The 26142-nt window shown below is 72.2% G+C and carries 24 protein-coding genes; 10 read left to right on the top strand and 14 right to left on the bottom strand.

What is annotated here, in order from left to right; translation table 11 throughout:
* The first annotated feature begins 120 nt into the window (after window positions 1-120).
* Entirely contained in the window at window positions 121-1155 is a 1035-nt protein-coding gene (locus tag ACGFYP_RS16715) for a GlxA family transcriptional regulator (RefSeq protein WP_393493275.1), read from the top strand.
* Between the two features lie 38 nt (window positions 1156-1193).
* On the opposite strand, the gene ACGFYP_RS16710 is transcribed toward ACGFYP_RS16715, so the two are convergent.
* Window positions 1194-2252: a Zn-dependent alcohol dehydrogenase gene (locus tag ACGFYP_RS16710; RefSeq protein WP_361960854.1), complete on the bottom strand. Its 1059-nt coding sequence runs from the start codon at window positions 2250-2252 to the stop codon at window positions 1194-1196.
* Between the two features lie 164 nt (window positions 2253-2416).
* Window positions 2417-3331, bottom strand: a complete 915-nt coding sequence (locus tag ACGFYP_RS16705; RefSeq protein WP_393493272.1) for an SDR family oxidoreductase — start codon at window positions 3329-3331, stop codon at window positions 2417-2419.
* Between the two features lie 102 nt (window positions 3332-3433).
* On the opposite strand from ACGFYP_RS16705, the gene ACGFYP_RS16700 reads away from it, so the two are divergent.
* Entirely contained in the window at window positions 3434-4456 is a 1023-nt protein-coding gene (locus tag ACGFYP_RS16700) for a cyclase family protein (RefSeq protein ID WP_393493269.1), read from the top strand.
* A gap of 260 nt (window positions 4457-4716) precedes the next feature.
* Here the strand turns inward: ACGFYP_RS16700 and ACGFYP_RS16695 are convergent, their stop codons facing one another.
* From ACGFYP_RS16695 to ACGFYP_RS16680, 4 genes are all read right to left on the bottom strand, one after another.
* Window positions 4717-5172, bottom strand: coding sequence for an ATP-binding protein (locus tag ACGFYP_RS16695; protein ID WP_393493266.1), 456 nt, complete (start codon window positions 5170-5172; stop codon window positions 4717-4719).
* Between the two features lie 410 nt (window positions 5173-5582).
* Window positions 5583-6461, bottom strand: coding sequence for an acyl-CoA dehydrogenase family protein (locus ACGFYP_RS16690; RefSeq protein ID WP_393493263.1), 879 nt, complete (start codon window positions 6459-6461; stop codon window positions 5583-5585).
* 8 nt (window positions 6462-6469) lie between these two features.
* On the bottom strand, window positions 6470-7603 hold the full coding sequence (locus ACGFYP_RS16685) for an acyl-CoA dehydrogenase family protein (RefSeq protein ID WP_393493260.1): 1134 nt from the start codon (window positions 7601-7603) through the stop codon (window positions 6470-6472).
* Window positions 7603-8805 carry an amidohydrolase family protein gene (locus ACGFYP_RS16680; protein WP_393493257.1) on the bottom strand — a complete coding sequence of 401 codons (1203 nt, stop codon included), beginning with the start codon at window positions 8803-8805 and terminating at the stop codon, window positions 7603-7605. Before ACGFYP_RS16680 ends, ACGFYP_RS16685 begins: the two co-directional genes overlap by 1 nt.
* Before the next feature lie 163 nt (window positions 8806-8968).
* Here ACGFYP_RS16680 and ACGFYP_RS16675 point away from each other — a divergent pair, with 163 nt between their 5' ends.
* Entirely contained in the window at window positions 8969-10549 is a 1581-nt protein-coding gene (locus ACGFYP_RS16675) for a class I adenylate-forming enzyme family protein (protein WP_393493254.1), read from the top strand.
* On the opposite strand, the gene ACGFYP_RS16670 is transcribed toward ACGFYP_RS16675, so the two are convergent.
* Window positions 10536-11048, bottom strand: coding sequence for an EF-hand domain-containing protein (locus ACGFYP_RS16670; protein ID WP_361960838.1), 513 nt, complete (start codon window positions 11046-11048; stop codon window positions 10536-10538). The two genes, ACGFYP_RS16675 and ACGFYP_RS16670, sit on opposite strands and share 14 nt — an antisense overlap.
* A 54-nt stretch (window positions 11049-11102) precedes the next feature.
* Window positions 11103-11477: an STAS domain-containing protein gene (locus tag ACGFYP_RS16665; protein WP_393493251.1), complete on the bottom strand. Its 375-nt coding sequence runs from the start codon at window positions 11475-11477 to the stop codon at window positions 11103-11105.
* Between the two features lie 218 nt (window positions 11478-11695).
* On the opposite strand from ACGFYP_RS16665, the gene ACGFYP_RS16660 reads away from it, so the two are divergent.
* Together ACGFYP_RS16660 and ACGFYP_RS16655 are read left to right on the top strand one after the other, a co-directional pair.
* A complete protein-coding gene (locus ACGFYP_RS16660) occupies window positions 11696-12277 on the top strand; it encodes a sigma-70 family RNA polymerase sigma factor (protein WP_361960834.1) in 582 nt (193 codons plus the stop codon).
* Window positions 12274-13575: a zf-HC2 domain-containing protein gene (locus tag ACGFYP_RS16655; RefSeq protein WP_393493247.1), complete on the top strand. Its 1302-nt coding sequence runs from the start codon at window positions 12274-12276 to the stop codon at window positions 13573-13575. The genes ACGFYP_RS16660 and ACGFYP_RS16655 overlap by 4 nt, the downstream gene beginning before the upstream one ends.
* 42 nt (window positions 13576-13617) lie before the next feature.
* Here the strand turns inward: ACGFYP_RS16655 and purU are convergent, their stop codons facing one another.
* The gene (gene purU / locus ACGFYP_RS16650; RefSeq protein ID WP_361960830.1) at window positions 13618-14469 is read right to left on the bottom strand and encodes a formyltetrahydrofolate deformylase; all 852 of its coding nucleotides are present in this window, start codon (window positions 14467-14469) and stop codon (window positions 13618-13620) included.
* 46 nt (window positions 14470-14515) lie between these two features.
* Window positions 14516-14962: a hypothetical protein gene (locus ACGFYP_RS16645; RefSeq protein ID WP_361960984.1), complete on the bottom strand. Its 447-nt coding sequence runs from the start codon at window positions 14960-14962 to the stop codon at window positions 14516-14518.
* Window positions 14963-15165: 203 nt separating this feature from the next.
* Between ACGFYP_RS16645 and ACGFYP_RS16640 the strand changes: the two genes are divergently transcribed.
* Window positions 15166-16461, top strand: coding sequence for an ABC transporter substrate-binding protein (locus tag ACGFYP_RS16640; protein ID WP_393493243.1), 1296 nt, complete (start codon window positions 15166-15168; stop codon window positions 16459-16461).
* Between the two features lie 39 nt (window positions 16462-16500).
* On the opposite strand, the gene ACGFYP_RS16635 is transcribed toward ACGFYP_RS16640, so the two are convergent.
* On the bottom strand, window positions 16501-18084 hold the full coding sequence (locus ACGFYP_RS16635) for a hypothetical protein (protein ID WP_393493240.1): 1584 nt from the start codon (window positions 18082-18084) through the stop codon (window positions 16501-16503).
* Window positions 18085-18249: 165 nt separating this feature from the next.
* Window positions 18250-18921, bottom strand: coding sequence for a DUF4097 family beta strand repeat-containing protein (locus ACGFYP_RS16630; RefSeq protein WP_393493237.1), 672 nt, complete (start codon window positions 18919-18921; stop codon window positions 18250-18252).
* A gap of 231 nt (window positions 18922-19152) precedes the next feature.
* Between ACGFYP_RS16630 and ACGFYP_RS16625 the strand changes: the two genes are divergently transcribed.
* Entirely contained in the window at window positions 19153-19917 is a 765-nt protein-coding gene (locus tag ACGFYP_RS16625) for a helix-turn-helix domain-containing protein (RefSeq protein ID WP_393493234.1), read from the top strand.
* A gap of 3 nt (window positions 19918-19920) precedes the next feature.
* On the opposite strand, the gene ACGFYP_RS16620 is transcribed toward ACGFYP_RS16625, so the two are convergent.
* The gene (locus ACGFYP_RS16620; protein ID WP_393493231.1) at window positions 19921-21303 is read right to left on the bottom strand and encodes a transcriptional regulator; all 1383 of its coding nucleotides are present in this window, start codon (window positions 21301-21303) and stop codon (window positions 19921-19923) included.
* Between the two features lie 279 nt (window positions 21304-21582).
* On the opposite strand from ACGFYP_RS16620, the gene ACGFYP_RS16615 reads away from it, so the two are divergent.
* The 3 genes from ACGFYP_RS16615 to ACGFYP_RS16605 all read left to right on the top strand — a co-directional run bounded on the left by ACGFYP_RS16615 (window position 21583) and on the right by ACGFYP_RS16605 (window position 24810).
* Window positions 21583-22260 carry a bifunctional DNA primase/polymerase gene (locus ACGFYP_RS16615; protein WP_393493228.1) on the top strand — a complete coding sequence of 226 codons (678 nt, stop codon included), beginning with the start codon at window positions 21583-21585 and terminating at the stop codon, window positions 22258-22260.
* 73 nt (window positions 22261-22333) lie between these two features.
* Window positions 22334-23182 (top strand): ABC transporter ATP-binding protein, encoded by an 849-nt coding sequence (locus tag ACGFYP_RS16610; RefSeq protein WP_393493225.1) that lies wholly within the window; start codon window positions 22334-22336, stop codon window positions 23180-23182.
* The gene (locus ACGFYP_RS16605; protein WP_393493222.1) at window positions 23179-24810 is read left to right on the top strand and encodes a transporter; all 1632 of its coding nucleotides are present in this window, start codon (window positions 23179-23181) and stop codon (window positions 24808-24810) included. Before ACGFYP_RS16610 ends, ACGFYP_RS16605 begins: the two co-directional genes overlap by 4 nt.
* Window positions 24811-24876: 66 nt before the next feature.
* Here ACGFYP_RS16605 and ACGFYP_RS16600 read toward each other — a convergent pair whose 3' ends face one another.
* Window positions 24877-26088, bottom strand: coding sequence for an FG-GAP-like repeat-containing protein (locus ACGFYP_RS16600; protein ID WP_393493219.1), 1212 nt, complete (start codon window positions 26086-26088; stop codon window positions 24877-24879).
* Between the last annotated feature and the right edge of the window lie 54 nt (window positions 26089-26142).

Below are 26142 nucleotides of genomic sequence, written 5' to 3'. Positions count from 1 at the left end.
GCGGGGCTCAGACTTGTAGGAGTAGCGCTCGGCGTGCCTGTCCGACGGTATGTCCGTCTGCTTGTCCGTCACGGATCCGACTTCTAGCACCAAGTGGTCTGGACCACAAAGGAAATTCTCGTGCCGCACCGTATCGCCGTCCTGGCCCTGCCCGGCCTCCTCCCCTTCGAGCTGGGCATTCCCCACCGGATCTTCGGCCGCGCCAAGGACGCCGAGGGCCGGCCGCTGTACGAGATCGTGACCTGCGCCCCGGTCGCGGGCCCGGTCCGGACGGACGCGGACTTCGCGATCCAGGTGGAGCACGGCCCGGAGGCGCTCGCCACGGCGGACACGGTCGTCGTTCCCGCTTCGTACGAACTGGGCCCCGTGTACGACGAGGGCCGGCTGACCGACGAGCTGGCGGGCGCGCTCGCGCGCATCCGGCCCGGGACGCGGCTCGTCTCCATCTGCACGGGCGGGTACGTCCTCGCCGCCGCCGGGTACCTCGACGGGCGGCCCGCCACCACACACTGGGCCTCGGCCGAGCACTTCCAGCGGCTCTTCCCGAAGGTGCGGGTCGACGCGGACGTCCTGTTCGTCGACGACGGGAACGTCCTGACCTCGGCGGGCGTCGCGGCCGGGATCGACCTGTGCCTGCACATCGTGCGCCGGGACCACGGGAGCGCCGTCGCCAACGACGTGGCCCGCAGGACCGTCGTACCGCCGCACCGGGACGGCGGGCAGGCCCAGTACATCGCGCGGCCGGTCCCCGAGGCGGGGACGGCGACCACGACGGCGGCGCGGGCCTGGGCGCTGGCGCACCTGCACGAGCCGATCCAGCTGCGGGACCTGGCGGTACGGGAGTCGATGAGCGTACGGACGTTCACGCGCCGCTTCCGGGACGAGGTCGGCATCAGCCCCGGCCAGTGGCTGACCCAGCAGCGGGTCGAACGGGCCCGCCACCTCCTGGAGTCCACGGACCTGCCGGTCGACCAGGTGGCCCGGGACGCGGGCTTCGGCACGCCGCAGTCGCTGCGGTCCCACTTGCAGTCGGCGATCGGCGTCACACCGACGACGTACCGGCGGACGTTCCGGACGGGGGCGGGGGCGGGGACGGGGACGGGGGCGGGGACGGGGGCGGGGGCGGGGACGGGGGCGGCGGCTCCGGCCAGGTAGCGGCGCCGCCGCCCTCGCGCCCTCCGGGGGTCCTGGTCCTACTCGAAGGTGAGCACGCCCCGTGCGACCTTGCCCTGCTCGGCGTCCTCCGTCGCCCGGGCGAACTCCTCCACGGGGTACGTGGCGGTGACGAGTTCGTCGAGGAGGAGGCGGCCCTCGCGGTAGAGGTCGGCGTAGAGGGCGATGTCCTTCTGCGGGCGGGAGGAGCCGTAGCGGCAGCCGAGGATGGACTTGTCGAGGAACATCGCGGCGGGCGGGAAGGTCGCCTCCGCGGTGGGCGCGGTCATGCCGAGAAGGATCGCCTGGCCGTGCCGGTCGAGGAGGTCGATCGCCTGCCGGACCAGACCGACGTGCCCGACGCACTCGAAGACGTGGTCGGCGCCGGTGGGGAGGATGTCCCGGACGTTCTCTGTGGAGTTCAGGAAGTGCGTGGCGCCGAAGCGGCGGGCGGTCTCCTCCTTGGCGGGGTTGGTGTCGACGGCCACGATCGTGAGCGCGCCGGCTATCCGGGCGCCCTGGAGGACGTTGAGCCCGATGCCTCCGGTGCCGATGACGACGACGGTCTCGCCGCGGTCGACCTTGGCGCGGTTGAGGACGGCGCCGACGCCGGTGAGGACGCCGCAGCCCATGAGCGCGGCGGAGGTGAGGGGGATGTCCTCGGGGATCTTCACGGCCTGGACGGCCTTGACGACGGTCCGTTCGGCGAAGGAGGAGTTGGAGGCGAACTGGTAGAGCGGCTGCCCGGTGCCGCTCCGGGAGAAGGGCTGCTTGGGCATCCCGATGGCCTTGCGGCACATGGTGGGCCGGCCGCGGTCGCAGTCGGCGCAGGCGCCGCAGTTGGCGAGCGTGGAGAGTGCCACGTGGTCGCCGGGGGCGACGTGGGTGACCCCGGGGCCGACGGCCTCGACGACTCCGGCGCCTTCGTGTCCGAGGACGACGGGGGCGGGGAAGGGGATCGTGCCGTCGATGACGGCGAGATCGCTGTGGCAGAGCCCGGCGGCGACGACGCGCACGAGCACGTCACCGGGACCGGGGTCGCGGACCTCCAGGTCGTGCACGACCTGGACCTGCTTGCCGTCGTAGACGACACCTCTCATCTGCGTGCTCCTCCCATTGTCCGGGGGCGGGGGGATCCCCCCACCCCACCCCTTCCCGAAACCCTGACGGGGCCTGGGGCGCGGCCCCGGACCACGCGCGTTGTAGGCGGCTCTGCCCCGGGGCCCGCCCCCGCCCGCCGGCGGGGGCCCGCCCCCGCCCGCCGCTACCCGTTCGGCCTGGCCCCCTCCGCCGCCGCTCTCGCCATCTCCTCCAGGCGGGTCAGCATCGGCATCGGGTCCACGCCGACCGTCCCCGGCAGGAAGTCCGCGATGCGTTCCGGGGTCCAGGCGCCGCCCTCCGCGTATCCCGCCCGCAGCTCCCTCGGCTGGGCCCAGACCGCGATCTTCGGGCCCGCGATCGTGTAGACCTGACCGGTGATCCGTTCCTCCCTCGCCCGGTCCGAGAGGAGGTAGACGACCAGCGCCGCCACGTCCTCCGGCTCCCCGATCTCCTTCAGCTCCATCGGGACGTTCGCCGACATCCGCGTCCGCGCAACCGGCGCCACCGCGTTCGCCGTGACCCCGTACTTGTGCAGGCCGAGCGCCGCCGACCGCACCAGCGAGATGATCCCGCCCTTCGCCGCCGAGTAGTTCGCCTGCGCCACGGACCCCTGGTGGTTGCCGCTCGTGAAGCCGATCAGCGTGCCGCCGCCCTGCTTCCGCATCACCGCCGAAGCCGCCCGGAAGACCGTGAACGTCCCCTTCAGATGCGTCGCGACGACCGGGTCCCACTCCTCCTCCGACATGTTGAAGAGCATCCGCTCACGCAGGATCCCCGCCACGCAGACGACCCCGTCGATCCGCCCGTACTCCGCGAGCGCCACGTCGACGATCCGCTGCCCGCCCGCCATCGTCGAGATGTCGTCGGCGACCGCGACCGCCGAACCCCCGGCCGCCTCGATCTCCTTCACCACCCCCAGCGCGACCTCCGACGTGGGCTCCCCGCCCTCGATGGAGACCCCGTAGTCGTTGACGACGACCTTCGCCCCCTCCGCCGCGCACGCGAGCGCCACCGCGCGCCCGATCCCGCGCCCCGCGCCCGTCACCGCCACGACCTTGCCTGCCAAGAAGTTCCCCACGCCCGGCCCCTTCCCGCACTTTCTGACGGTCCGTTAGATTCGTTCGTCAGCTGGATTCTACGACCCGTCAGATACCGGAGAACAAGACCCGCGGAGGCCCCGATGTCAGATCCCGCGTCCGATCCCGCATCCGATCACGAGCCCGACCGCGCATCCCGGCGCCAGCCCGAGCGCCCGTCCGACCACGTGCCCGGCCCCTCCCAACTCCCTCCCGAATTCCATGACATCGCCAAGCGCGTCAACAACTGGGGCCGCTGGGGCCAGGACGACGAGATCGGTACGCTCAACCTGATCACCGACGACGTCGTACGGGCCGCCGTCGCGACCGTCCGCTCCGGCCACCGCGTCCCCCTCGCCCTCGCCCTCGAACAGGACGGCGTGCAGACCGGCATGATCCCCGGCCGGGTCAACCCGCTCCACGTCATGGTCCAGATCAACCAGGAGCTCTTCGGCCCCGGCACCGTCGCCACCAGCGACGACGCGGTGACCTTCGGCCTCCAGGCCGCCACCCACTGGGACGCCCTCACCCACGTCTCGCACTCCGGCAAGATCTACAACGGCCGCCCCGCCGCCACCATCACCCCGCACGGCCGCTCCGCGTACAGCGGCATCCACACCGCCCGCCACATCGTCAGCCGGGGCGTCCTCCTCGACGTCGCCGCCGCCAAGGGCCTCGACCGGCTGCCCGGCGACCACGCCGTCACCCCCGAAGACCTCGACGAGGCCGCCGAATTCGGTCGCGTCACCGTCCGGGCCGGCGACATCGTGCTCGTACGGACCGGGCAGATACGGCAGTACCTCGCCGGGGACAAGCACGGTTACGCGTTCCCCTCACCCGGCCTCTCCATCCGTACGCCCGAGTGGTTCCACGCCCGCGACGTCGCCGCCGTCGCCAACGACACGCTCACCTTCGAGATCTTCCCGCCCGAGATCGAGAACCTCTGGCTGCCCGTGCACGCCCTCGACCTGGTCGAGATGGGGATGCTCCAGGGGCAGAACTGGAATCTGGAAAGTCTGTCCACAGCCTGTGCACAGCGCGAGCGGTACGCCTTCCTGCTCTCCGCGATGCCCGAGCCCTTCGTGGGCGGTACGGGCACACCGGTCGCCCCGGTGGCAGTCCTCTGAGCGAGGTCGTGCGCCTATCGCCGACATCCAGCACCGAAGGACGGCACGGAAGGACGGCACGGAAGGCCTACGCCGAAGGCCTGCACCGAAGTCCTACACGGGTGGCGGCGCACTCGCGCGCGCCCCGAGCACGGCACGATCGCCGCCACCCGGCCACGACCCGCACTCGTCGAGGGCTTCGGGCACACCGGCCCGGCCCACCCTCGTCGTCCCCTCGCAACGAATCGCTCACCCCAGAGTGAACAAACCGCCACGAACCGTCAACAGTGCACCGAGGCCGTGGGGCCTGCCGCGGGCGTCGGAGGCGCCATCGGCACCCCCCGGTCCACCTCGCACCAGATGCTCTTGCCGGCGCCCTCGCGCTGCCATCCCCACCGGTCGGCCAGGCCGTCCACCAGCTCCAGGCCGCGCCCGTTGGTGTCCTCGCCCTGCGCGTGTCGGGGCCGCGGCGGCCGGTCGCTCGAATCGGCGACTTCCACCCGTACGGTCCCGGCCTCCGGACAGCCCGCGCCGAACAGCATCCGCAGCACGGCCGGACAGCCCGTGTGCACCACCGCGTTGGTCACGAGCTCGGAGATGAGCAGCACCAGCGTCTCGGCCAGCGGCTCGTCATCCCCTATGCCCGATCCGGCGAGCCTCGAACGCGCCCATCGCCGGGCCCGTCCCACCTCCGCCGGGTCCGGCCCGACCTCCAACTGAACCTGAAGCACCTGCACCGCTCACACCATCCGAACCGGCGGACACATCGCCTCGCGCCTCACAGCCATCAGCCTCCGCGACGTACTCACGGAACGTGATTCCCTTGTGAGACAGCATGGTTGACGTACAGTCACCGCAACAAGCGCTTCGGGCATATTCCAGCGCGAAGGAGTACGCATGGTCCATACTGTGCGACGCACGTTGCGGGGAGTCGAACAGGAGGTCGTCCAGCGCCTCCACGGGGTACGAGCGGTGGGCATCGCCCGATCCGGGGTCACCGCTTCGGCGACACCGGGACGATCCGGGCTCACAACCACTCGCATCCCACGGAGAGTACCGGAGCGGGACCCCGACTCCGGGCCGTGACGGCCCGCCCGAAGGACACAACCCGATATCGACGCTCCGTGAGCGCCCGCGCACCGGTCGCCTACAGCGCGGCCGCCTCCGCCTCCTCCGCCAGCGCCCTCGTCAACCCGCGCTCGGCCCGCACCCAGGCCCGTTTCAGGTGCAGATGCACGTCCGCCTCCCAGGTGAACCCCATGCCGCCGTGCACCTGCAGGCAGTCCCGCGCACACGCCACCGCCGCCTCGTCCGCGAGCAGCTTGGCCCCGGCGATCTCGACGGGGTCCCCGGTCACGGCGGCCCCGTAGACCGCCGCCCGGGCGACCTCCGTCCGTACGAGCATCTCCGCGCACAGGTGCTTGACGGCCTGGAAGGACCCGATGGCCCGCCCGAACTGCTCCCGGGTCCTGGCGTACGAGACGGCCATCTCGGTGGTCCGCCCGGCGCTGCCGAGCTGCTCGGCGGCGGTGAGCAGCACGCCCGTCGCGGACAACCGCCCCGCCGTCCCTCCCGCGCCCGCCGCCCCCGGCAGCCGGTGCAAGGGCGTCAGCGGATCCACCGACCGCACGGGCACCGCGCCCTGGACGTCGCCGAGCACCACGTCCGCCTCGTCCAGCCACTCCACGAGCGCCCCGTCGACCGCGGTCACCACCACCTCCCCCTCGGCGGCGCCCTCGACCGCCCCCGCGGCGAGGTGGCCGGCCACCAGCGGCCCCGGCAGCAGCACCCGCCCCGCCTCCTCGAAAGCGAGAACCGCCTCCGGCAGCCCGAGACCCACACCCCCGTCCGCCTCCGGCAGCCTCAGCGCGAAGAACCCGGCCGCCCCCAGCTCCCGCCACAGCCCCCGGTCAAGGGCCCGGGCCTCGACGGCGGCCCGCAGCGCCTCCCGTCCGAACCGCCCCTCCAGGAGCTCCCGTACCCCCGCCTTCAGCGCCCTCTGGTCGTCCGTCAGCCGAAAGTCCACGGCCGCCCTCACCGCCCCTTCGGCAGGCCGAGTATCCGCTCGGCGACGATGTTCCGCTGGATCTGACTGGTTCCCGCCGCGATCGTGTACGAGAGCGAGGACAGCCGGTCGCGGTTCCACTCCCTCCCCAGGTCCAGCGCGTCAGGACCCAGCACCTCGGCCGCCGTGTCGTACAGCTCCTGCCGCGCGTGCGAGTACCGCAGCTTGAAGACCGAGCCCCCGATGCCGGGCACGCCCCCCACCGCCTGCGCCTCGCTGACGTTCCACTGGGTCAGCCGCCACAACGCACGGAACTCGGCGCTCAACCGCCCCAGGCGGCGCCGCACCACCGGGTCGTCCCAGGTGCCGTTCTTCCGCGCCGCCCCCGCGAGTTCGGCCAGGACGCGCCGGCAGGCGACGACCTCGCCGACGAAGGCCGTGCCGCGCTCGAAGGACAGGGTCACCATCGTGACGCGCCAGCCGTCGTTCTCGTCCCCGACCCTGTTGGCGACCGGCACCCGGACCTCGTCGAGGAACATCTCCGCGAACTCCGTCGACCCGGCCAGCGTCCGCAGCGGCCGTACGGTGATCCCGGGCGCGTCCATCGGCATCGCGAGCCAGGTGATCCCCCGGTGTTTCACGGCCTGCGCGTCCGTCCGCACGAGCAGTTCGCACCAGTCGGCGACCTCCGCGTGCGAGGTCCAGATCTTCGAGCCCGAGACGACGTACGCGTCCCCGTCCCGTACCGCCCGCGTCCGCAGCCCCGCCAGGTCCGAACCGGCGTCCGGCTCGCTGAAGCCCTGGCACCACACCTCGTCGCCGCGCAGCACCGGCGGCAGCCAGCGCTCCCGCTGCTCGGCCGTCCCCTCGGCGGCGATCGTCGGCCCCGCGTGCAGCAGCCCGACGAAGTTCGCGCCGACGTACGGGGCGCCGGCGCGCTCGGTCTCCTCCAGGAAGATCAGCCGCTGGGTCGGCGGGGCGCCCCCGTGCACGTCCGCGTACCCCGCGTCGTACAACCGGCGCTGCCAGCCGCAGTCGTAGGCGCGCCGCCCCGGCCAGTCCAGCGGATCGGGCTTCGGCGGCAGCGTCGGCAGGACGTCCGCGAGCCACTCCCGCAGCCGCGCCCGGAACTCCTCCTCCTCGGCACCGTCCGCGAGGTCCATCAGACGGTGCCCCGGTCGAAGTCGAGGTCCAGCATGCGGATGGCGTTGCCCCGCATCAGCTTGTAGATCGTCTCGTCGTCGAGTCCCTGGACGTGGTCGAGGGCGACCTCCTTGGTGTGCGGGAAGGTCGAGTCGACGTGCGGGTAGTCGGTCTCGAAGGTGGCGTTGTCCCGGCCGACGACGTCGAGCGAGGCGATGCCGTGCTTGTCGCGGAAGAAGCAGCAGAACATCTGCCGGTAGTAGTACGTCGACGGGGGCTCGGGGATGAGGTCCCGCACCCCGCCCCACGCCCGGTGCTCCTCCCACACGTCGTCGGCGCGCTCCAGGGCGTACGGGATCCAGCCCATCTGGCCCTCGCTGTAGGCGAGCTTGAGCCGGGGGAACTTCACGAGCACCCCGCTGAAGAGGAAGTCCATCATCGAGGCCATCGCGTTGTTGAAGCTCAGCGAGGCCTGGACGGCGGGCGGGGCGTCGGGGGAGGCGGCGGGCATCTGGCTGCTGGAGCCGATGTGCATGTTGACGACCGTGCCCGTCTCCTGGCAGACCGCGAAGAAGGGGTCCCAGTAGCCGGAGTGGATCGAGGGGAGGCCGAGGTAGGTCGGGATCTCCGAGAAGGTGACCGCCTTGACGCCTCTCGCCGCGTTCCGCCGGATCTCCTCGACGGCCAGACGGATGTCCCAGAGCGGGATGATGCAGAGCGGGATGAGCCGGCCGCCGCTGTCGCCGCACCACTCCTCGACCATCCAGTCGTTGTAGGCGCGGACGCAGGCGAGGGCGACCTCCTTGTCCTTGGCCTCGGCGAAGGTCTGGCCGCAGAAGCGCGGGAAGGTCGGGAAGCAGAGGCTCGCCTCGACGTGGTTGAGGTCCATGTCCTTGAGCCGCGCGACCGGGTCCCAGCAGCCGCGCCGCATCTCCTCGCGGGTGATGCCCTCCAGGGTCATGTCGTCCCGGTCGAAGCCGACGGCGGCGATGTTGCGCTTGTACGGGAACTTGAGGTCCTCGTAGATCCACCAGTCGGCCGGCGGCCCGTCCGGGTCCATCGTGATCTGGTACTTGCCCCCGACGTACGCAAGCTCCCCGATCCCGGCGGTGAGCGGCTGGGGCCCGCGGTCGCGGTACTTGGCCGGCAGCCAGGTCTTGAAGAGATGGGCCGGTTCGATCACGTGGTCGTCGACGCTGATGATCCGTGGAAGCTCCGCCATGAGACCCTCTCCCATTTCTGATGACCCGTCAGATACCGATCGGTCTCAGGCTAGCTCCGCACCCCTGGACCGACAAGGAGCGGACCTCTACGCTCTCCAATCAATCTGACTGGTCGTCAGCTACGGAAGTGGTGGGACGCAGATGGACGCGGAGGGGACCGTCATGACCGACACCGCACACGCCCTGGGCGCCTCCCGCACCCTGTGGGAGCTGGTCGAGCGCCGGGCCGCCCTCACTCCCGGCCGGCCCGTCCTGCTCCAGGAGGACAGGACCCTCACCTTCGGCGAACTCCGCGACCGCGCCGAGCGGTGCGCCGCCGGGCTTCACGCCATGGGGGTGCGGCCCGGCACCGTCGTGGCCTGGCAGCTGCCCACCCGGATCGAGACCGCGGTCCTCTCCTTCGCCCTCGCCCGCCTCGGCGCCGTACAGTCCCCGGTCATCCCGTTCTACCGGGACCGCGAGGTCGGCTTCGCGCTGCGCGAGTCGAAGGCCGAGTTCTTCGCCGTACCGGGCGTGTGGCGCGGCTTCGACCACACGGAGATGGCCCGCCGGCTCGGCGCGCGCGGGATCTTCGAGGCGTACGGCCCCGAGTCTCTGCCCGACGGGGACCCGGCCGTCCTGCCGCCCCCGCCCGCCTCCGGCACCGACGTGCGGTGGATCTACTGGACCTCCGGCACGACCTCCGACCCCAAGGGCGTCCTGCACACCGACCGCTCCCTGATCGCGGGCGGCTCCTGCCTCGCGCACGCGCTGCACCTGACCGAGGACGACATCGGCTCGATGGCCTTCCCGTACGCCCACATCGCCGGGCCCGACTACACGGTGATGCTCCTGCTGTACGGATTCCCCGCCGTGATGTTCGAACAGTTCGCGCTGCCCGACGCGTTGGCGGAGTACCGCAGGCACGGGGTGACCGTGGCCGGCGGATCCACCGCCTTCTACTCGATGTTCCTCGCCGAGCAGCGGAAACAGCCCGGCGAGAAGCTGATACCGACGCTACGGCTGCTCGCGGGCGGCGGGGCGCCCAAGCCGCCGGAGGTCTACCACGCGGTCGTACGGGAGATGGGCTGCCGGCTCACCCACGGCTACGGCATGACCGAGGTCCCGATGATCACGATGGGGTCGCCGGACGACACGGCGGAGAACCTGGCGACCACGGAGGGGCGGCCGCCCGAGGGCATGGAGATACGGATCGCCCACGACGGATCCGGGGGCGGCTCGGGGGGCGGCTCGGGGGGCTGTTCCGGGGACGGAGAGGTCCGGCTGCGCGGCGAGGCCGTCTGCCAGGGCTACCTGGACCCGGCGCAGACCGCCGCCGCCTTCGACGAGGACGGCTTCCTGATCACCGGCGACGTCGGACACCTCACCGCGAGCGGACACCTCGTGCTCACCGGGCGGATCAAGGACATCATCATCCGCAAGGGCGAGAACATCTCGGCCAAGGAGATCGAGGACCTCCTCCACGAGCACCCGGGGGTCGGCGACGCGGCCGTCGTCGGGCTCCCGGACGCCGACCGGGGGGAACGGGTCTGCGCGGTGATCGAGCAGCCCCCCGGCGCGGCCCCGCTGACCCTGCCGGTCGTCACGGAGTTCCTGCGCGCGCAGGGCCTCTCCGTCCACAAGCTGCCGGAACAGCTGGAGGTGGTGGAGGCCCTGCCCCGCAACGAGACGCTGCGGAAGGTGCTGAAGTACAAGCTCAGGGAGCGTTACGGCACCGGTTCCGGCTCGGCTACTCCGTCATGAAGTAGTGGGCGAAGGCGCTCACCGCCGCCTGCTCGTCGACCGATCCGGAGGCGACGGTCGGGAGCGTACGGGCGCTCAGCGCGGCCGGCACCGGCGGGATGCCGAGGGCGAGGAGGGCGCGCTCCACGTCGGCGGGGGTCGTGGCGATGGTGAGGACGGCGTGCAGGAAGGGCCGGGCGATCTCGGCGAACCGCTCCGGGTGGTCGTGCAGCCGCTTCACCGCGCCGCCGAGGAACTCCTCGCGGCTGACCTTCTGGTCGCCGTCGACGTCGGCCATCCCCGCCATGCCCTGCCAGAACGCCTCGGCGCCGTCGCACAGCGCCTGGCCCCGGTCGGATCGGAAGGAGACGTCGAACTCCGTGAGGAGGCGCTTCGCCGCCGTGCTGAAGTCCTCGCGCGAGATCGTCCCGTCGCCGTCCTGGTCGAAGGCGGCGAAACGGCGGGCGATCCGGTGCTCGAAGAGCTGTCCGGGGTCCTGCTCGGGTTCCATGGGCTCCATTCCAGGGAGGGTACGACGATCCGGGCCGCCGTGCCGAGAGCGGCGGCGCCCCGGTCACGCGGAGAGCGGGTGCGCCTCCTCGTCGACGGCCTCGGCCGCGTCCCCGTACACGTCGAAGAGGCGGCGCACCCCGAGCGCGGCCAGGACCCTGTTGACGTGCGAGGCGTCCTCGGAGCCGCGCGCGGGCAGGACGACCCGCAGCCGGCCCTGGCAGGAGCGCATCAGCCGGCGCGAGGCGATCAGCACGCCGACGCCGCTGGAGTCGCAGAAGACCACGCCCGCGAGGTCGAGGACGACGTCGTGGCGGCCGCCCGCGACCGCGTCGTGGACGCGTCTCCTGACCATGGGCGAGGTCAGCAGATCCAGCTCGCCCTGGATCCGCAGTACGGTCCAGGGGCCCTGCTCTTCTTCGTCGACGTGGAGGTTCACGCGTCGCGCCCTTCGGGAGGAAGCGGTGGTTTCAAGCGGAGGCGGTCGTTCCCATCCCCTCCCGCTGCCCCGCGACCGCGACTCGAAACCCCCTGGATCGAGGACGACGCATTCCTTACCATCCGGCCCGGCCGGGTGGGCCTACTTGTCACAAAGGGGCGTGCGCTGGGGGACGGCCCATTACTTTGGAGTATGAACTCGGGTCGGGAGGTCGACGCATGGCGAAGGACACACCACCGCGCTGGGACCGCAGGATGCAGCAGCGGCTGGCGCGCGGTGAGGCCGCCGCGCTCGGCGAGCTCTACGACCGGTTCGCCTCCCTGGTCCACAGCCTCGCCCACCGGGTCCTCGACGACGACGGGGCGGCCGACCAGGTCACCCGCGAGGTCTTCGGCTACATCTGGGAGAACCCCGACGCCTACGACCCCAAGCAGGGCAACATGCGCTCCTGGGTCGCCAAGCTGACCCAGCGCCAGGCCGTGTACCGGCTGCGGCAGACGGAGGCGACGGCGTACGCGGAGACCGGCGAGGGCTCGACGGAGGAGCTGGAGCAGAAGGTGCGCAGAGCCTCGGTCGCGGCCCGCGCCGACTACATCGTGACCTCGATGCCCGCGCCGCTGCGCGCGGCCCTTGAACTGGCGTACTTCCAGCGCCGCGACTACCGCCAGACCGCGGCCGACCTGGGCGTCACGGAGGACGAGGCGCGGCGCCGGCTGCGGCTCGGGCTGCAGCTGCTTTCGACGGCGAACACCCGCCCGCTGGAGGGCTCCTCGCCTCCCGGGTACGGACGTTCGCTGTGAACGGCCCCGACGACACGCCCGACGAGGTGGCGCGCGCTCCCCGCATACCGGGCCCGCGCGCGGCGGCCGACGACCACGCGGACCTGACGCGAGAGCCGAAGGGTGGCGCGGCGGAAGGCGCGACCGGCAGCCAGGCGGAGGGTCCGGCGCGGGCGCCGGAGGAGCCGATCCCGGTCCTGCCCCCTCCGCCGCCGTCTCCCCCGCCGCACAGTGTCCTGAAGTCGCTCCTCGGTGCCTGGGCGCTCTCCGCCTGCTCGCCCGAGGAGACCCAGGCGGTCGAGGACCACCTGACCGAGTGCGCCCCCTGCGCGGACGAGGCGCTGCGGCTGCGGGACGCGGTCGGGCTGCTGCACTCCGAGCGGGACCTCGACCTCGACCCGCTGCTGCGCTCCCGGGTCCTGGAGAACTGTCTGGGCCGCCGCCCCGCCCGTATCCCGGTGCCCAACTGGGCGACTCCGTACGACGCGGAGACGGCCAGGCTCGACGCGCTGCTGCGGGACATCGGCGAATCGGAGTGGCACGCGCCGGTACGGCTGAAGTGGTTCGAGGGCGAGCGGCCGGTCACCCGCAAGACGACGGTGGCCGGGGTGATCGGTCATCTGCTGACGGTGGACGGCCTGGTCTCCACCGCGCTCGGCCTGGACGACCCGCTGGGCCCCAAGGCCACGGAGGTCACGCCGGCGGAGCGTACGGAGGCGTACTGGCGGGGCTCGTACCATCCGCCGACGCGCGGGGTGCGCGAGCCGTGGCGGGAGCAGAGCCACGCCCTGATCCGCACGGTGTCGTTCGCGGGGCGGGGCGTCGCCGACCTGACGGTGACGTACGGCGACTTCGCGCTGCCGATGCGGGACTCGCTCCTTGAGCGGGCCTTCGAGTGTTGGGTGCACGCCGACGACATCGCGAACGCGGTGGCGTACCCGTACGAGCCGCCGAGCGGCACGCACCTGCACGGCATGATCGACCTGGCGGCCCGGCTGCTTCCGGCGGCCCTGGCCGACCGGCGCCGCGCGGGCCTGGCCTCCCCGCCGCGCCATCTGGTCGCGGCGGGCGCGCCCGGCCGCTCGCTCCATCTGGAGGTCGAGGGCTCGGGCGGCGGCCACTGGTACATCGCCCTGGACTCCCCCGCGGCCGTCGGCTCCCCGGACCACGCGGTGGCCCAGGTGGCGATGGACGGCGTCGAGTTCTGCCAGCTTGTGGCGGGCCATGTCCCGCCGGAGGAGGCCGCGGCGGGCCAGGACGGCGACCGCGAGGCCATCCGCGACGTCCTCTTCGCGGCGGCCTCGCTCAGCAGGCTCTGAAGGGCCCGCGGGCCCGCGAAGCTCAGCAGGCTCTGCGGAGCGTTACGCGAAGACCACCGTGCGGCGGCCGTTGAGCAGGATGCGGCGCTCGGCGTGCCACTTCACCGCGCGGGCGAGCGCCTGGCACTCGACGTCGCGGCCGACGGCGACCAGCTGGTCCGGGGTGACCTCGTGGCCGACGCGCTCGACCTCCTGCTCGATGATCGGGCCCTCGTCGAGGTCGGCCGTCACGTAGTGGGCCGTCGCGCCGATCAGCTTCACACCGCGCGCGTGCGCCTGGTGGTACGGCTTCGCGCCCTTGAAGCTCGGCAGGAAGGAGTGGTGGATGTTGATGATCCGGCCCGACAGCTGCTTGCACAGGTCGTCGGAGAGCACCTGCATGTAGCGGGCGAGCACGACCAGCTCGACGTTCTCCTCGCGGACGAGGTCGAGCAGCTCGGCCTCCGCCTCCGGCTTGTTGTCCTTCGTGACCGGAATGTGCCGGAACGGGATGCCGTACGAGCCCACCAGCTCGGAGAAGTCCGTGTGGTTGGAGACGACCGCGACGATCTCGACCGGCAGCGCCCCGATCCGCGAGCGGAAGAGCAGGTCGTTGAGGCAGTGGCCGAACTTCGACACCATCAGCACGACGCGCATCCGCTCGTCGGCCCGGTTGATGTGCCAGTCCATCGTGAACGAGTCGCCCACCGCCGCGAAGCTCGCCCGGAGCTTCTCCACGGTCACCGGTTCCTCCGCGGAGAAGTGGACGCGCATGAAGAAGAGGCCGGTGTCCCGGTCCTTGAACTGCTGGCTGTCCTCGATGTTGCAACCCGTGATGAAGAGGTAGCTCGACACGGCGTGCACGATGCCCTGTTTGTCCGGGCAGGAGAGCGTGAGGACGTACTGGTCGGTCATCCCCGTAGGGTGCCACACCCCGCCGGGCGGGCACGGTCCGCGTCCGTCAGGCGGACCCGGTCATGATACGGAGCACGTCCAGGGAGCGCGGGGGCGTGTCCGGGTCCTCGCCGTCCGAGGACGCCATCCGTACGTGTGCCTCGCGGGCGGCCCGTACGGCCTCCGGCCACCCGTGGTGCTCCATGTACGCGGAGAACGGCGCGTCGGGGCCCACCTGGTGCATGATCCGGAGCACGCGCAGCACGGCCACGTCCACCAGGGCGGCCTCGCCCGAGTCGCGGAAGATCGTCCCGACGTACTTCTCGGCGGACCAGTTGTCCAGCCAGGTGTCCTCGACCAGGCGGTAGACGGCGTCGGTGACGTCGCCGTACCCCTCCTGGCCGGCCAGCCAGGTGGTCTCGTGGAACCCGGGGTCGGAGAGCATGTGCAGCGCCGAGCGCACGTTGCTGCGCCAGCGCCACCACGGCAAGTCGTTGAGCGGCATGCCGCCCATGGTGGAGGAGCGACGGCCGCGACGGGAAGAGTTCACCGAACCTGAGACTGGACTGGACACCGTTCGATCGTACGTTCCCCCGTCAAGATCGACGGACAGTCCCCCTTCACCCCCACCGTGACCCCGGCAATTCACCGCCATGTCACCCGTCGTTGAACCCTGCACACTTCTGCGTTACCCGTGAGGCGGAATTGTGCGTGTCCATGACCGGTAGGCGACTGACCTCACTCCTCGTGTACGCCACTGCAGCAGCGGCGGGGGCGTCCTTGCTCACCGGCTGTGGCGTGATCCCTGGGACCTCGGGGGGATCCAGGGAGCCCGTCACCGTCATGACGTGGGCCCCGGACGGGACCCGCGCCACCAACCAGCCGGGCATGCCCGCCATGGCCCAGGCCTTCGCCCGCTGGGTGAACGCCTCCGGCGGGATCGACGGCCACGAGCTCAAGATCCTCACCTGCAACGAGCAGAACACCTCCTCCGGTGCCGCCGCCTGCGCCCGCCGGGCAGTCCGCGAGAAGGTCGTCGCCGTCGTCGGCTCGTACAGCCAGAACGGACGGGCCTTCATGGCCCCCCTGGAGGCGGCCGAGATCCCGTACATCGGCGGCTACGGCGTCTCCGAGGACGAGTTCACCAGCCCGCTCTCCTACCCCGTCAACGGCGGGCTCGCCTCGCTCATGGCCGGTCACGGCATGCAGCTCGCCGAGTCCTGCGACAAGGTCTCCCTCGTCCGGCCCGACACCCTCGCCGGCGACAAGCTGCCGGACCTCCTCAACTCCGGCCTGCGCAAGAGCAGTCGGGACGGCGCGATCGACATCCCGGCCGTCGAGGACGCCGCCGAGTACACCGCGCCCGCCGAGAGCGCCCGCGCCAAGGCCGGTGGCGAGGACGGCTGCGTCGCCGCCGTCCTCGGCGAGCGCACCCAGACCTTCTTCGACTCCTTCCGCCGCCTCCCGGCGGACGAGGACGACCGGGGCGACGACCAGGGTTCCGACAACGGCAAGAACCCCGAGAACGCACGGATCTCTTCCGTGCTCGGCAGCGTCAGCCAGCCCGTCATCGACCGCACGGGCGGCGCGCACAGCCCCTTCGAGGGCGCGTACGTCACCGGCTGGTACCCGGAGGCGAACGACGAGCGCTGGGCGCCGATGCGCAAGGTGATCAAGGAGCACGCGTTCGTCGACAACCGGGTCGACCCGACCGACTCGGGCGTCCAGACGACCTGGATCGCGTACACCGTCCTGAAGAAGGTGATCGAATCGCTCGACAGCGACTCGATCTCGGCGGCCGCCGTCGCACATGCCCTGGACCAGGGGGTCCAGATCGACACCGGCGGCCTCACCCCGCCGCTGCGCTGGCGCTACGAGGACATGCTCGGCGCTCCCCTCTTCCCCCGGATCGTCAACCACGAGGTGACGTTCCAGGTGGTGCGCAGGGGGCAGCTCGTGGCGCAGAAGCCCGGCTTCGTCGACGTCGGCGACACCGTCCTCAGCGCTCCGTAACAGCCCGGAGCATCGAGCGCCCCGGGCCGGGCCCCCGTCCTACAGCTGGGTGGGGGTCCGCTTCGAGAGGCCGTACTTCTCGGCGGTGGGGTTCCACAGGGCCGCCGCCTGGCGCTTGGCGATCGTGGCGTCGGAGCTCTTCTTGCCCGCCTCGACGGTGTGCGAGGTGCCCTTGGCCTTGCCGCCCTTGCAGAGCTTCTTGTTGCCCTTGACCTGGTCCGCCCAGGCCGCGTAGTGGTCGTCGGCGGACGCCGACGCCTGCCACGCCTCGGTGAGGGCGGCGTTCAGGGCGGCGTTGTCCGGGAGCTTGTCGACGGTCAGCCCCTGCAGCCGGGTCACCAGGGCGCGCCGCTGCCCGGCGGCGTCCCGCAGGTCGACGGCGGCCTGGTCGAGGTTCTTGCACTGCTTGATGGCCTCGACCGAACGGATCACCGCGTCACGGCTGTTGTTGCTGTCCGCGAGGAGCTTGTCGAGCGCCTGCGCCTGCGGCTCGGCGGGGTCGGCCGCCTTTCCGCTCGGCGCGGTCGACGGAGCACCGGAGCTGGCGGCCACGTTCTGGCCGGGGCCCTTGTCCTTTTCCTCGTCCCCACCGCTGAGCAGCGCGCCGGCGCCGAGGCCGACGACCGCGCAGCCGACGACGACGGCGGCGATCAGGGCGACGGGCGACTTGCGGCGCGGCTCGGGCTCGTCGTCGTAGTCGTCCTGGTACGCGCCCTGGAAGGCGGGCGGCACGGGCGGCTGCTGCTGGAACTGCTGCTGCGGCGGGGTGTGCGGGGTGTACGGCGCCTGCTGGAACTGCTGCTGCGGCTGCTGCGGCGCGTGGTGCTGCTGCGGCTGCGGCATGTGCTGCGTGGCGTCGCTGCGGAAGAGGTTGTCGAACTCGGCGGGCGGCTGCCGCTCACCGGGCGTCTGCGCCGGTACGGGGGCGATGTACTGGGTCGCGTCGGACGCTCCCGCGGGCTGCTGCGGCCGCCCGAGCGGGCCGGTGCCGAGGAACTGCGTCTCCGAACCGGCGCCCTGGGCGGCGACGGGCGGGATGTGCTGGGTCGCCTGCATGTCGCCGGCGGACGGCGTGGGCGTGGGCGCGGCGGGCGGGTAGCCGTAGCCGGGCCCGCCGGGCTGGGGTCCTGGCGGGGTGGCAGCCGCCGGGGGGTAGCCGTAGCCGGGCCGGGTGTGCGGCTGCGCGGTCGCCGGGTAGCCGTAGCCCGGCGGCGGGGTGTCGGAGGGTATCCGCCCCTGCGTTCCGGGCATCGCGCCCGGCATCGGCCCTGGCATCGCGCCCGGCATCGGTCCGGGCATCGGTCCCGGTCCCGCGGCGGGCGGCGCGCCCTGCGGCGGGATCGGCGCGATGTACTGCGTCGCCTGCATGTCCGAGGCCCCGCCCGGCACGGCCTCCGGCGGGAGCGGCTGGGCGGGGGGCAGTGGCTGCGCGGACGGCTGAGGGGGCTGCTGCTGTCCGTGCGGTCCCCCGTCGGGGCCCCAGGCGCCGCCCCAGGGCCGGCCTCCGGCCGGGCCCGCGCCCTGGCCGGTCTCCACGCCGCCCTCCGCGGGCAGCACGACACCTTCGTGCGTGGGCCGTACCGCCGGATACTGCGGCTCCGGCCCCTGTCCGCTCTGCGTCACCGGGACTCCTACTGATGGACCTACGGAATCGTCGGCTCACGCTACCGGGTGCGTCCAGGGCGGCGCACACGCGTGTGAGACCGGTAACAGACGCACAACGGACCCGTACCGGTCTCACCGTCAACTCCCGTACCTCAGGCCCGTGATCGCCCCCGTTCGTACCGTTCAGAGGGATCGGGCGGTGATGTCGCCGTGAACGGTCGTCGCGTGGATGGCCAGTTCGGCGGCGGCGCCCTCGGTGTTCTTGAGGGCGTTCTGGATCCGGCCGAGGGTGGTACCGGCGTCCAGGGAGGCGGAGACCCCGCGTGCGGCGTCGACCGACACGTCGCCGGACTGGGTGCTCAGCACGACCGTGCCGCCGTGGGCCTCGGTGATCCGGATGTCGCCCTTCTGCGTGGTGATCTCGGCGGGGCCGCCCAGGCGGCCGACCGTGACGTCACCGTCGAGGGCGGTGAGGCGGACGCTCGCGGCCTCGTCGATCTTGATCGCGCCGCGCGCGCCGTCGAAGACGACGTCCCCGAGCCGCCCGACGACCCGGAACTCGGCGGCGGCCGCCCTCGCCTCGACGCGGGAGCCGACGGGCACCTGGACGGTGACCTCGACGGATCCGACGTTGCCGAGGAGCGAGTTCTTCGCCGGCGGGGTCTCGATCCGCAGGACGCCGTCCGTGTAGGTGACGGTGGTCTCCTCCGCCGTCTTCACGTCGCGGCCCTTCGAGGGGTTCGCGGGCCGGACCTCGACCGTGGCGTCGGCCCGGTCGGCGGCGATGACCTGGACGCGGCCCGCGGTGATGTCGAGGACGGCGGCGATCGGGGCGGTGGTGGCGAACTTCTGCATGATGCTCTCCTGGTCTGCGCTTCGTGTTTCTGACATCGCAAACGCTACGTTGTGTTCACTGATCACGCAACACAGTCGTTGCACTGAATAGGCATCAGCGCAGGTGAGAGCCCTCAATTCATTGCAACGACCCACCATCTAACGCAACAGACATCCCATCTTGCGTTGCATTGGGTGACAGGTGAACGCTATGCTGACGGCCGCAGCGAGAAAGATCGAAGGGAGATCGCGATGCCGGGAGGCAGACTCACCCAGCAGGAACGCCAGCAGATCGCGCTGGGTCTGGCCGACAACCTCGCCTACGCGGAGATCGCCAGGCGCCTCGACCGGCCCACCTCGACGGTCACCCGCGAGGTGATGCGCAACGGCGGCCCCACCGCGTACCGCGCCGACCTGGCCCACCGCGCCACCGAACACCGCGCCCACCGGCGGAGGCCGACCACCCCCAAGGGGCCGGAGGCGCCCCCGCAGCCCTACGGCCGCGACGCCGAGGAGGTGCGCGCGTACGAGGAGCAGTTCACCACCCTCCTCATGCGGCAGGGCCTGCCCAAGATGACGGCCGGGGTGCTGACCTGCCTCTTCACCACCGACTCGGGCAGCCTCACGGCGGCCGAACTCGTCCAGCGCCTCCAGGTCAGCCCGGCGTCCATCTCCAAGGCCATCACGTTCCTCGAAAGCCAGGGCCTCGTCCGCCGGGAACGCGACGAACGCCGCCGCGAACGCTACTTCGCCGACGCCGACGTCTGGTACCAGTCGATGGTCGCCGCCGCCCGGTCCAACGCGGAGTTCGCCGAGACCGCGCGGGAGGGCGTCCGCGTCCTCGGCTCCGACACCCCCGCCGCCGCCCGCCTGGAGAACATCGCCCGCTTCGTCGATTTCGTCGCCGAGAGCATCACCCGCGCCGCCGAACAGGCCCGCGAAGTCCTCTACACCAAGCCCGCACCGCCCCGCGGCGACGCCGACACACCCTCTCCGGACAGCCCCTGGAGGCCCTGACCGTCACGCCGCGTACAGCGCGAGGCGCGCCCCGAACTCCCGTACCACCGGCTCCCCCGCGAACGGGTCCAGACGGTCCTTCAGGTCGTCCAGATACTCCGCCCCCCGCGAGGACCGCAGCGTCGCGAGGAGTTCGAGGGCCCGCGTGCCCGTGTGGCAGGCCTGCTCCACCTCGCGCCGCTGCACGTGCGCGGAGGCCAGCAGCACCAGGCCGATCGCCCGCCGCCTGGCCCGCGTCTCCGGGTGGCCGTCGAGCGACGCCTCGGCCGCCCGCGCCGCCTCCTCCGCCTGCCCCAGGTCCCGGTGGCAGTGGGCCAGTTCGTCGGCGAGGTACGCCTGGTCGAAGTGCGCGATCCACGACGGGTCGTCGCCCGACTCCGGCTCCGCCCGCTCCAGGGCCCGTACGGCACGCCCCGCGACCACCTCGAAGGAGTGGGCGTCCCCGAGCAGCGCGTGCCCCCGGGCCTCCGCCGCGAAGAACATCGCCTCCGCCCTCGGCGTCACCCGCCCCCGCGCGCCCTCCTGCGCCGCCCGCGCCAACTGCGCGATCTCCCGGGGGTTTCCGAGCTCGGCGGCAAGATGACTCATCGACGCGGCGAGCACATACCCGCCGTACGCCCGGTCCCCGGCGGCCTGCGCGAGCCGCAGCGCCTGGATGTAGTACCGCTGGGCGAGCCCCGGCTGCCCGGTGTCCACCGCCATGTACCCGGCCAGCTCCGTGAGCCGCGCGACCGCCGCGAACAGCTGCCGGCCGACCGTCTCCCGGTACGAACCCGAAAGCAGCCCCGCCACCACGCTGTTCAGATAGTGCACGACCACCGGCCGCACATGCCCGCTGCCGAACCGTCGGTCCAGGTCGACCAGGGACGCCGTCATCGCCCGGACCGCCTCCACGTCCGAGACCCCGACCCGCGCCCCGGCCGACCGGGCCACGTGCGCGTCCGCGCCCGTGATCAGCCAGTCCCTGCTCGGCTCCACAAGCGCGGAGGCCGCCACCGTGGACCCGGAGAGGAAGTCCCTGCGCCCCACGTCGCTGCGCCACAACTCGCAGACCTGCTCGATCGCGCCGAGCACCGTCGGCGCGAACTGCAGCCCGACACCTGCCGCCAGGTTCTTGCCGTTCGCCATCCCGATCTCGTCGATCGTGACCGTCCGGCCCAGCTTGCGGCCCAGCGCCTCCGCGATGATCCCCGGAGCCCGGCCGCGCGGCTGCTGCCCGCGCAGCCAACGCGCCACCGACGTCTTGTCGTACCGCAGATCGAGACCGCGCTCGGACCCGACCATGTTCACCCTGCGGGCGAGGCCCGCGTTGGAACACGCGGCCTCCTGAATGAGCGCCTGCAGCCGTTCGTTCGGCTGGCGGGCGACGAGTGGCCTGGCTGACATGACTACCCCCTGAGGCCGTGAGTGATCGATGAGAACTGATCACTGCCCGGCGGATATCCGGTCAATGCCGATGTGAACACGCGAAACCGGACGCATCGGCCACGGACCCCGGTGCGGGGCACGGCCGACACCCCCCACCTCTGGCTACCCCACCCCCGCTCCCCGGCCCCACGCGCGCCCCCGTCCGTGCACCTGTGCGCCCCGTCGTGCAGGATCGATGCTCCACACCGCGCGGCCCGCCGCCCGTAACCCCAGGTGACGGCGGGAGTTGAGTTCACCGTGGAAGAGACCATCGGAGTCACGGAAGCCGCACAGATCCCCAAGCAGCGAGGCGAGCAGCTGCTGGACAGCGCCGTGCGGTATGCGGAAGAGCGGCACTGGGACGTGTTCCCGGGGACCTGGCTGGAAGCGGTCGAGGGCAGGGAGCGGTGCTCCTGCGGCGCGGAGGCGTGCGTCACGCCTGGCGCCCACCCGGCAAGGCCCGACTGGTCGACCCAGGCGACCGGCAGCGCGGTCGGGGCGCGGCGCATGTGGTCGAAGCAGCCCAAGGCGTCGATCCTGCTGCCGACCGGCCGTACCTTCGACGCGATCGAGGTGCCGGAGTCGGCGGGCTTCCTGGCGCTCGCGCGGATGGAGCGCATGGAGCTCACCCTCGGCCCGGTGACGTGTACGCCGGACCGCCGGATGTTCTTCTTCGTCCTGCCGGGCGCCGCGGCCAAGGTCCCCGATCTCGTACGGAAGCTGGGCTGGGCCCCGGCCTCCATCGATCTGACCACGCGCGGCGAGGGGTTCTACGTGGCGGCGCCCCCCACCCGGGTCGGCGGGCACGGCGCGGTGCAGTGGGCGAGGCGGCCCACCCCCGCGAACCGCTGGCTGCCGGACGCCGAGGAGCTGATCAGCCCCCTCGCGTACGCCTGCGGGCGGGAAGCGGCGGCGGCTCGGGCGCGACGCCCGTGACAAGTGCTCTCCAGGAGCACGGCCTAGGGTGACCTCGTACGCAGTACGGGGACGACCGAAGGGCTGACGGACCATGCCTGACCAGGCATCTGACGGAATCTATGAAACGGCGGGCACCGCCCCCGGGGGACCGGGCGCGGTGCCCGCCGTTCGTGTCGAGGGGCTGTGGAAGCGCTTCGGGCAGCAGATCGCCGTGAACGGCATCGATCTCGTGCTGCCCGCGGGCAGGTTCATCGGGCTCGTCGGGCCGAACGGCGCCGGCAAGACCACCACCCTTTCCATGATCACCGGCCTGCTCCGGCCGGACGCCGGGCGGGTGCTGGTCGCCGGGCACGACGTGTGGCGCGACCCGGAGTCGGTCGCCGAGGTGAAGGCCCGGATCGGGATCCTGCCGGAGGGCCTGCGGCTCTTCGAGCGGCTTTCGGGCCGCGAACTCCTCGCGTACACCGGGCGGCTGCGGGGGCTGCCCGGTGCCGAGGTCGACAAGCGGGCCGCGCAGCTGCTCGACGTCCTGGACCTGGCCGGCGCGCAGAACAAGCTGGTCGTGGACTACTCGACCGGCATGCGCAAGAAGATCGGGCTCGCCGCGGCCCTGCTGCACAACCCGGAAGTCCTCTTCCTGGACGAGCCGTTCGAGGGCGTCGACCCGGTGTCCGCGCAGACGATCCGGGGCGTCCTGGAGCGGTACACCGGCTCCGGCGCGACCGTCGTCTTCTCCAGCCACGTCATGGAGCTGGTGGAGTCGCTGTGCGACTGGGTCGCCGTGATGGCCGCGGGACAGATCCGCGCGCAGGGCCCGCTCGCCGCCGTACGAGGCGACGCGCCGTCGCTGCAGGCCGCGTTCCTCGAACTGGTCGGCGCGAACGGGCGGGACGCGGCCGGGGACTCCCTGGACTGGCTCGGCGGGGGGACGGCCCGATGACCGCGGCCACTCCCGCGCCACCCGTCTCCACTCCCGACTCGCTGACCTCGGTCTTCGTACGGCTCAAGCTGTCGCTGCTGCGCAACGGGCTGCGGCAGTCGGCCGGGCGGACCGCCGTCTATGTGACGTCGATCGTCATCTCCGTGCTCTTCGGCGCGCTGGTGCTGCTCGGGTTCGTCCTGCTGCGGGGCAACGCGGACGCCGACTCGATCGCGATCCTGCTCGCGGGGTTCCTCGCCCTGTCGTGGGCCGTCATGCCGCTCTTCGTACCCGGCGGCGACGAGACGCTCGACCCGTCACGGCTCGTGATGCTGCCGCTGCGTCCCCGTCCGCTGGTGCGGGCGCTGCTCGTGGCCTCGCTGGTGGGCAGCGGCCCGGCGTTCACCCTGATCGTCGCCGTCGGCGCGGCCCTCGCGCTCGCGCGGGGCTCGGCCGGTGTCGTCGTGTCCGTGCTCGCCGTGCCGCTGGTGGTCCTGGTGTGCGTGGCGCTCTCGCGGGCCTTCGCCGCCGCCAACGTACGGCTGCTGACCTCGCGCAAGGGGCGTGACCTGGCGGTCCTGAGCGGTCTGGTGATCGCGGTCGGGATCCAGGCGGTCAACTTCGGCGCGCAGCGGCTGAGCCGCGCCGGGGGCCTGGAGGCACTCGAACCGGCGGCCGCGGTGGTGGGTTGGCTGCCGCCGGCCTCGGCGATCGCCGCGGTGGACTCGGCGAGCGAGGGCGACTACGCGCTCGCGGGCGCCCAGTTGCTGCTGACGGTCGTCGCTCTCGGGGCGCTGCTGTACTGGTGGCAGCGGAGCCTGGTGAAGCTGATGACGACGCCGGACGGCTCGACGATCGGCGCGGCCTCGGACTCGGGCGGCAGCGGCCGGGCGAGTACGGGACTCCTCGGGCGACTGCTGCCCGGCGGGCGTACGGGAACGGTGATGGAGCGCAGCCTGCGCTACATCTGGCGCGACCCGAAGACGAAGGCCGCGTGGACCACCTCGCTCGTGCTCGGCGCGATCGTGCCGATGTTCAACGCCCTCCAGGGCGCGGGCTCGGTCTACTGGGCCTGCTTCGCCTCGGGGATGCTCGGCATGCTGATGTACAACCAGTTCGGGCAGGACACCTCGGCGTTCTGGATGGTCGCGCAGACGATCTCGACGCCGGCGGACGCGTACGCCGAACTGCGGGCGCGGGCGCTGACGCTGCTGCTGATCACCCTGCCGTTCACGGTCCTGGTGACGACGGGCACGGCGATGGTGTCCGGTGCCTGGTCGTCGCTGCCGGACGCGCTGGGCGTGGCCTTCGCGCTGCTCGGCGCGATGCTGGGGGTCGGGGCGCTGTCCTCCGCGCTCTTCCCGTACTCGATCCCGCAGGACAGCGCGTACAAGAACGTGGCACCCGGGCAGGGTGGCCTGGCGTGGATCTCGATCTTCGGCGGCATGTTCGCGGCGGGGCTGCTGTGCGCCCCGGTGATCGGGGCGGCGATCTACCTCAACGTCCAGGACGAGACGTCCCTGCTGTGGATCCTGCTGCCGCTCGGGACGCTGTACGGCGCGCTGCTGCTGTGGGGCGGCCTGAAGCTGGCGGCCCCGCGCACGGCGCGACGGCTGCCGGAGATCCTGGCGGCGGTCAGCAAGGGGTGACGGCGGTCCCGTGATTCGGTGTGGTGCGGGCGGTCGGGCCTTTCGGTCCGGCCGCCCGCACCGCTGTCAGAAGGCGCCGTTCAGGCCCCACCACTCGCCGTCGACGCGTTGCCCGCTCGCGAGCGAGCCGTTGCCGAGACCGGGGTAGGAGAGCAGCCAGCCGAGGTGGCCGGGGTATCCGTCGATCCGGTACTGCTCGTTGGTGATCGTGGAGAGGTCGGCATAGCCGTCGCCGTTGGTGTCGCCGACCGCGATGAAGGTGTCCATCGCGTTCCAGCCGCCCGTGCCGATGAGCTTGCGGGCCTTGAGGGTCGAGGTGCCGCCGGGGTAGAGCCAGAGCTTGCCGGTGGACGCCTCGCGGGCGACCAGGTCGGGACGGCCGTCGCGGTCCATGTCGCCCGCGCCGACGAGCGCGTTCATGCCGGTCCAGCCGCCGGAGCCGAGCAGCTTCCGGCCGCCGAGGCCACCGGAGGCGGTGCCCGGGTACAGCCACAGCTTCCCGGTGGACTTCTCCACCGCGACGAGATCGCCGCGGCCGTCCCCGGAGAGGTCGCCGAAGGCGGTGACCCGGGCCATGCCGTTCCAGCCGCCGCTGCCGATGAGCTTGCGCTCGTAGAAGAAGCCGCTGCCGACGCCGGGGTAGAGCCACAGTTTGCCGGTGGAGGCCTCACGGGCGATGAGGTCCTCCCAGGCGTCGTTGTCGAAGTCGCCGTGGCGGGTCAGCGCGTTCATCGCGTTCCAGCCACCGGTGCCGACGAGCCGGCCCTGGCCGTCGCCGCGCAGGAACCAGAGCCGCCCGGCCGTGTCCCGCGTGAGGAGATCGGCCCGGCGGTCACCGTTCATGTCGCCGAAGGGCGCCGCGGCCGACGACAGGACGTCCCAACGGGGGTACGGGGGCTGGCTGCACTCCCGCTCGGTGCGGACGAACTTGATCGAGCTGGTCGGCGAGGTCGGCCACGCGCCCCACTCGCCAGGCCCGTCCGGGCGCAGCGAGGCGTACCCGCCCATGGGCGCGTGGTCCTTCTCGTCGTACAGACAGGCGTACATCGACGTGCGGTTGGTGAACGAACGGATCGCGTTGTCCCAGCTCCCCAGGGTCGCCTGGTCCGTGTTCGCCTTGAACATGGTCCCGGTGGCGGACTCGTTCTTCCAGGCGCAGAAGTAGCCCTTGGGGCAGTCGGAGGCCGCGGCCCGCGCGGGAGCCGTGCCCGCGCCGAGTACGGCGACGGAGGCGAGGCCGAGGACGGTGGCCAGGCCTCTCAGAATGGTGGTGCGCATCGATCCCCTCCCGATTTTGGCGACGAGAGTACGGCAGGGAACGCGCGGTGTTCC

It is taken from the genome of Streptomyces sp. NPDC048370 (assembly GCF_043200825.1).
In the GTDB taxonomy this organism is placed as follows: Bacteria; Actinomycetota; Actinomycetes; order Streptomycetales; family Streptomycetaceae; genus Streptomyces.
The sequence above is the reverse complement of the archived record's forward strand: the minus strand, read 5'-3'. Positions and strand labels throughout refer to the sequence as shown.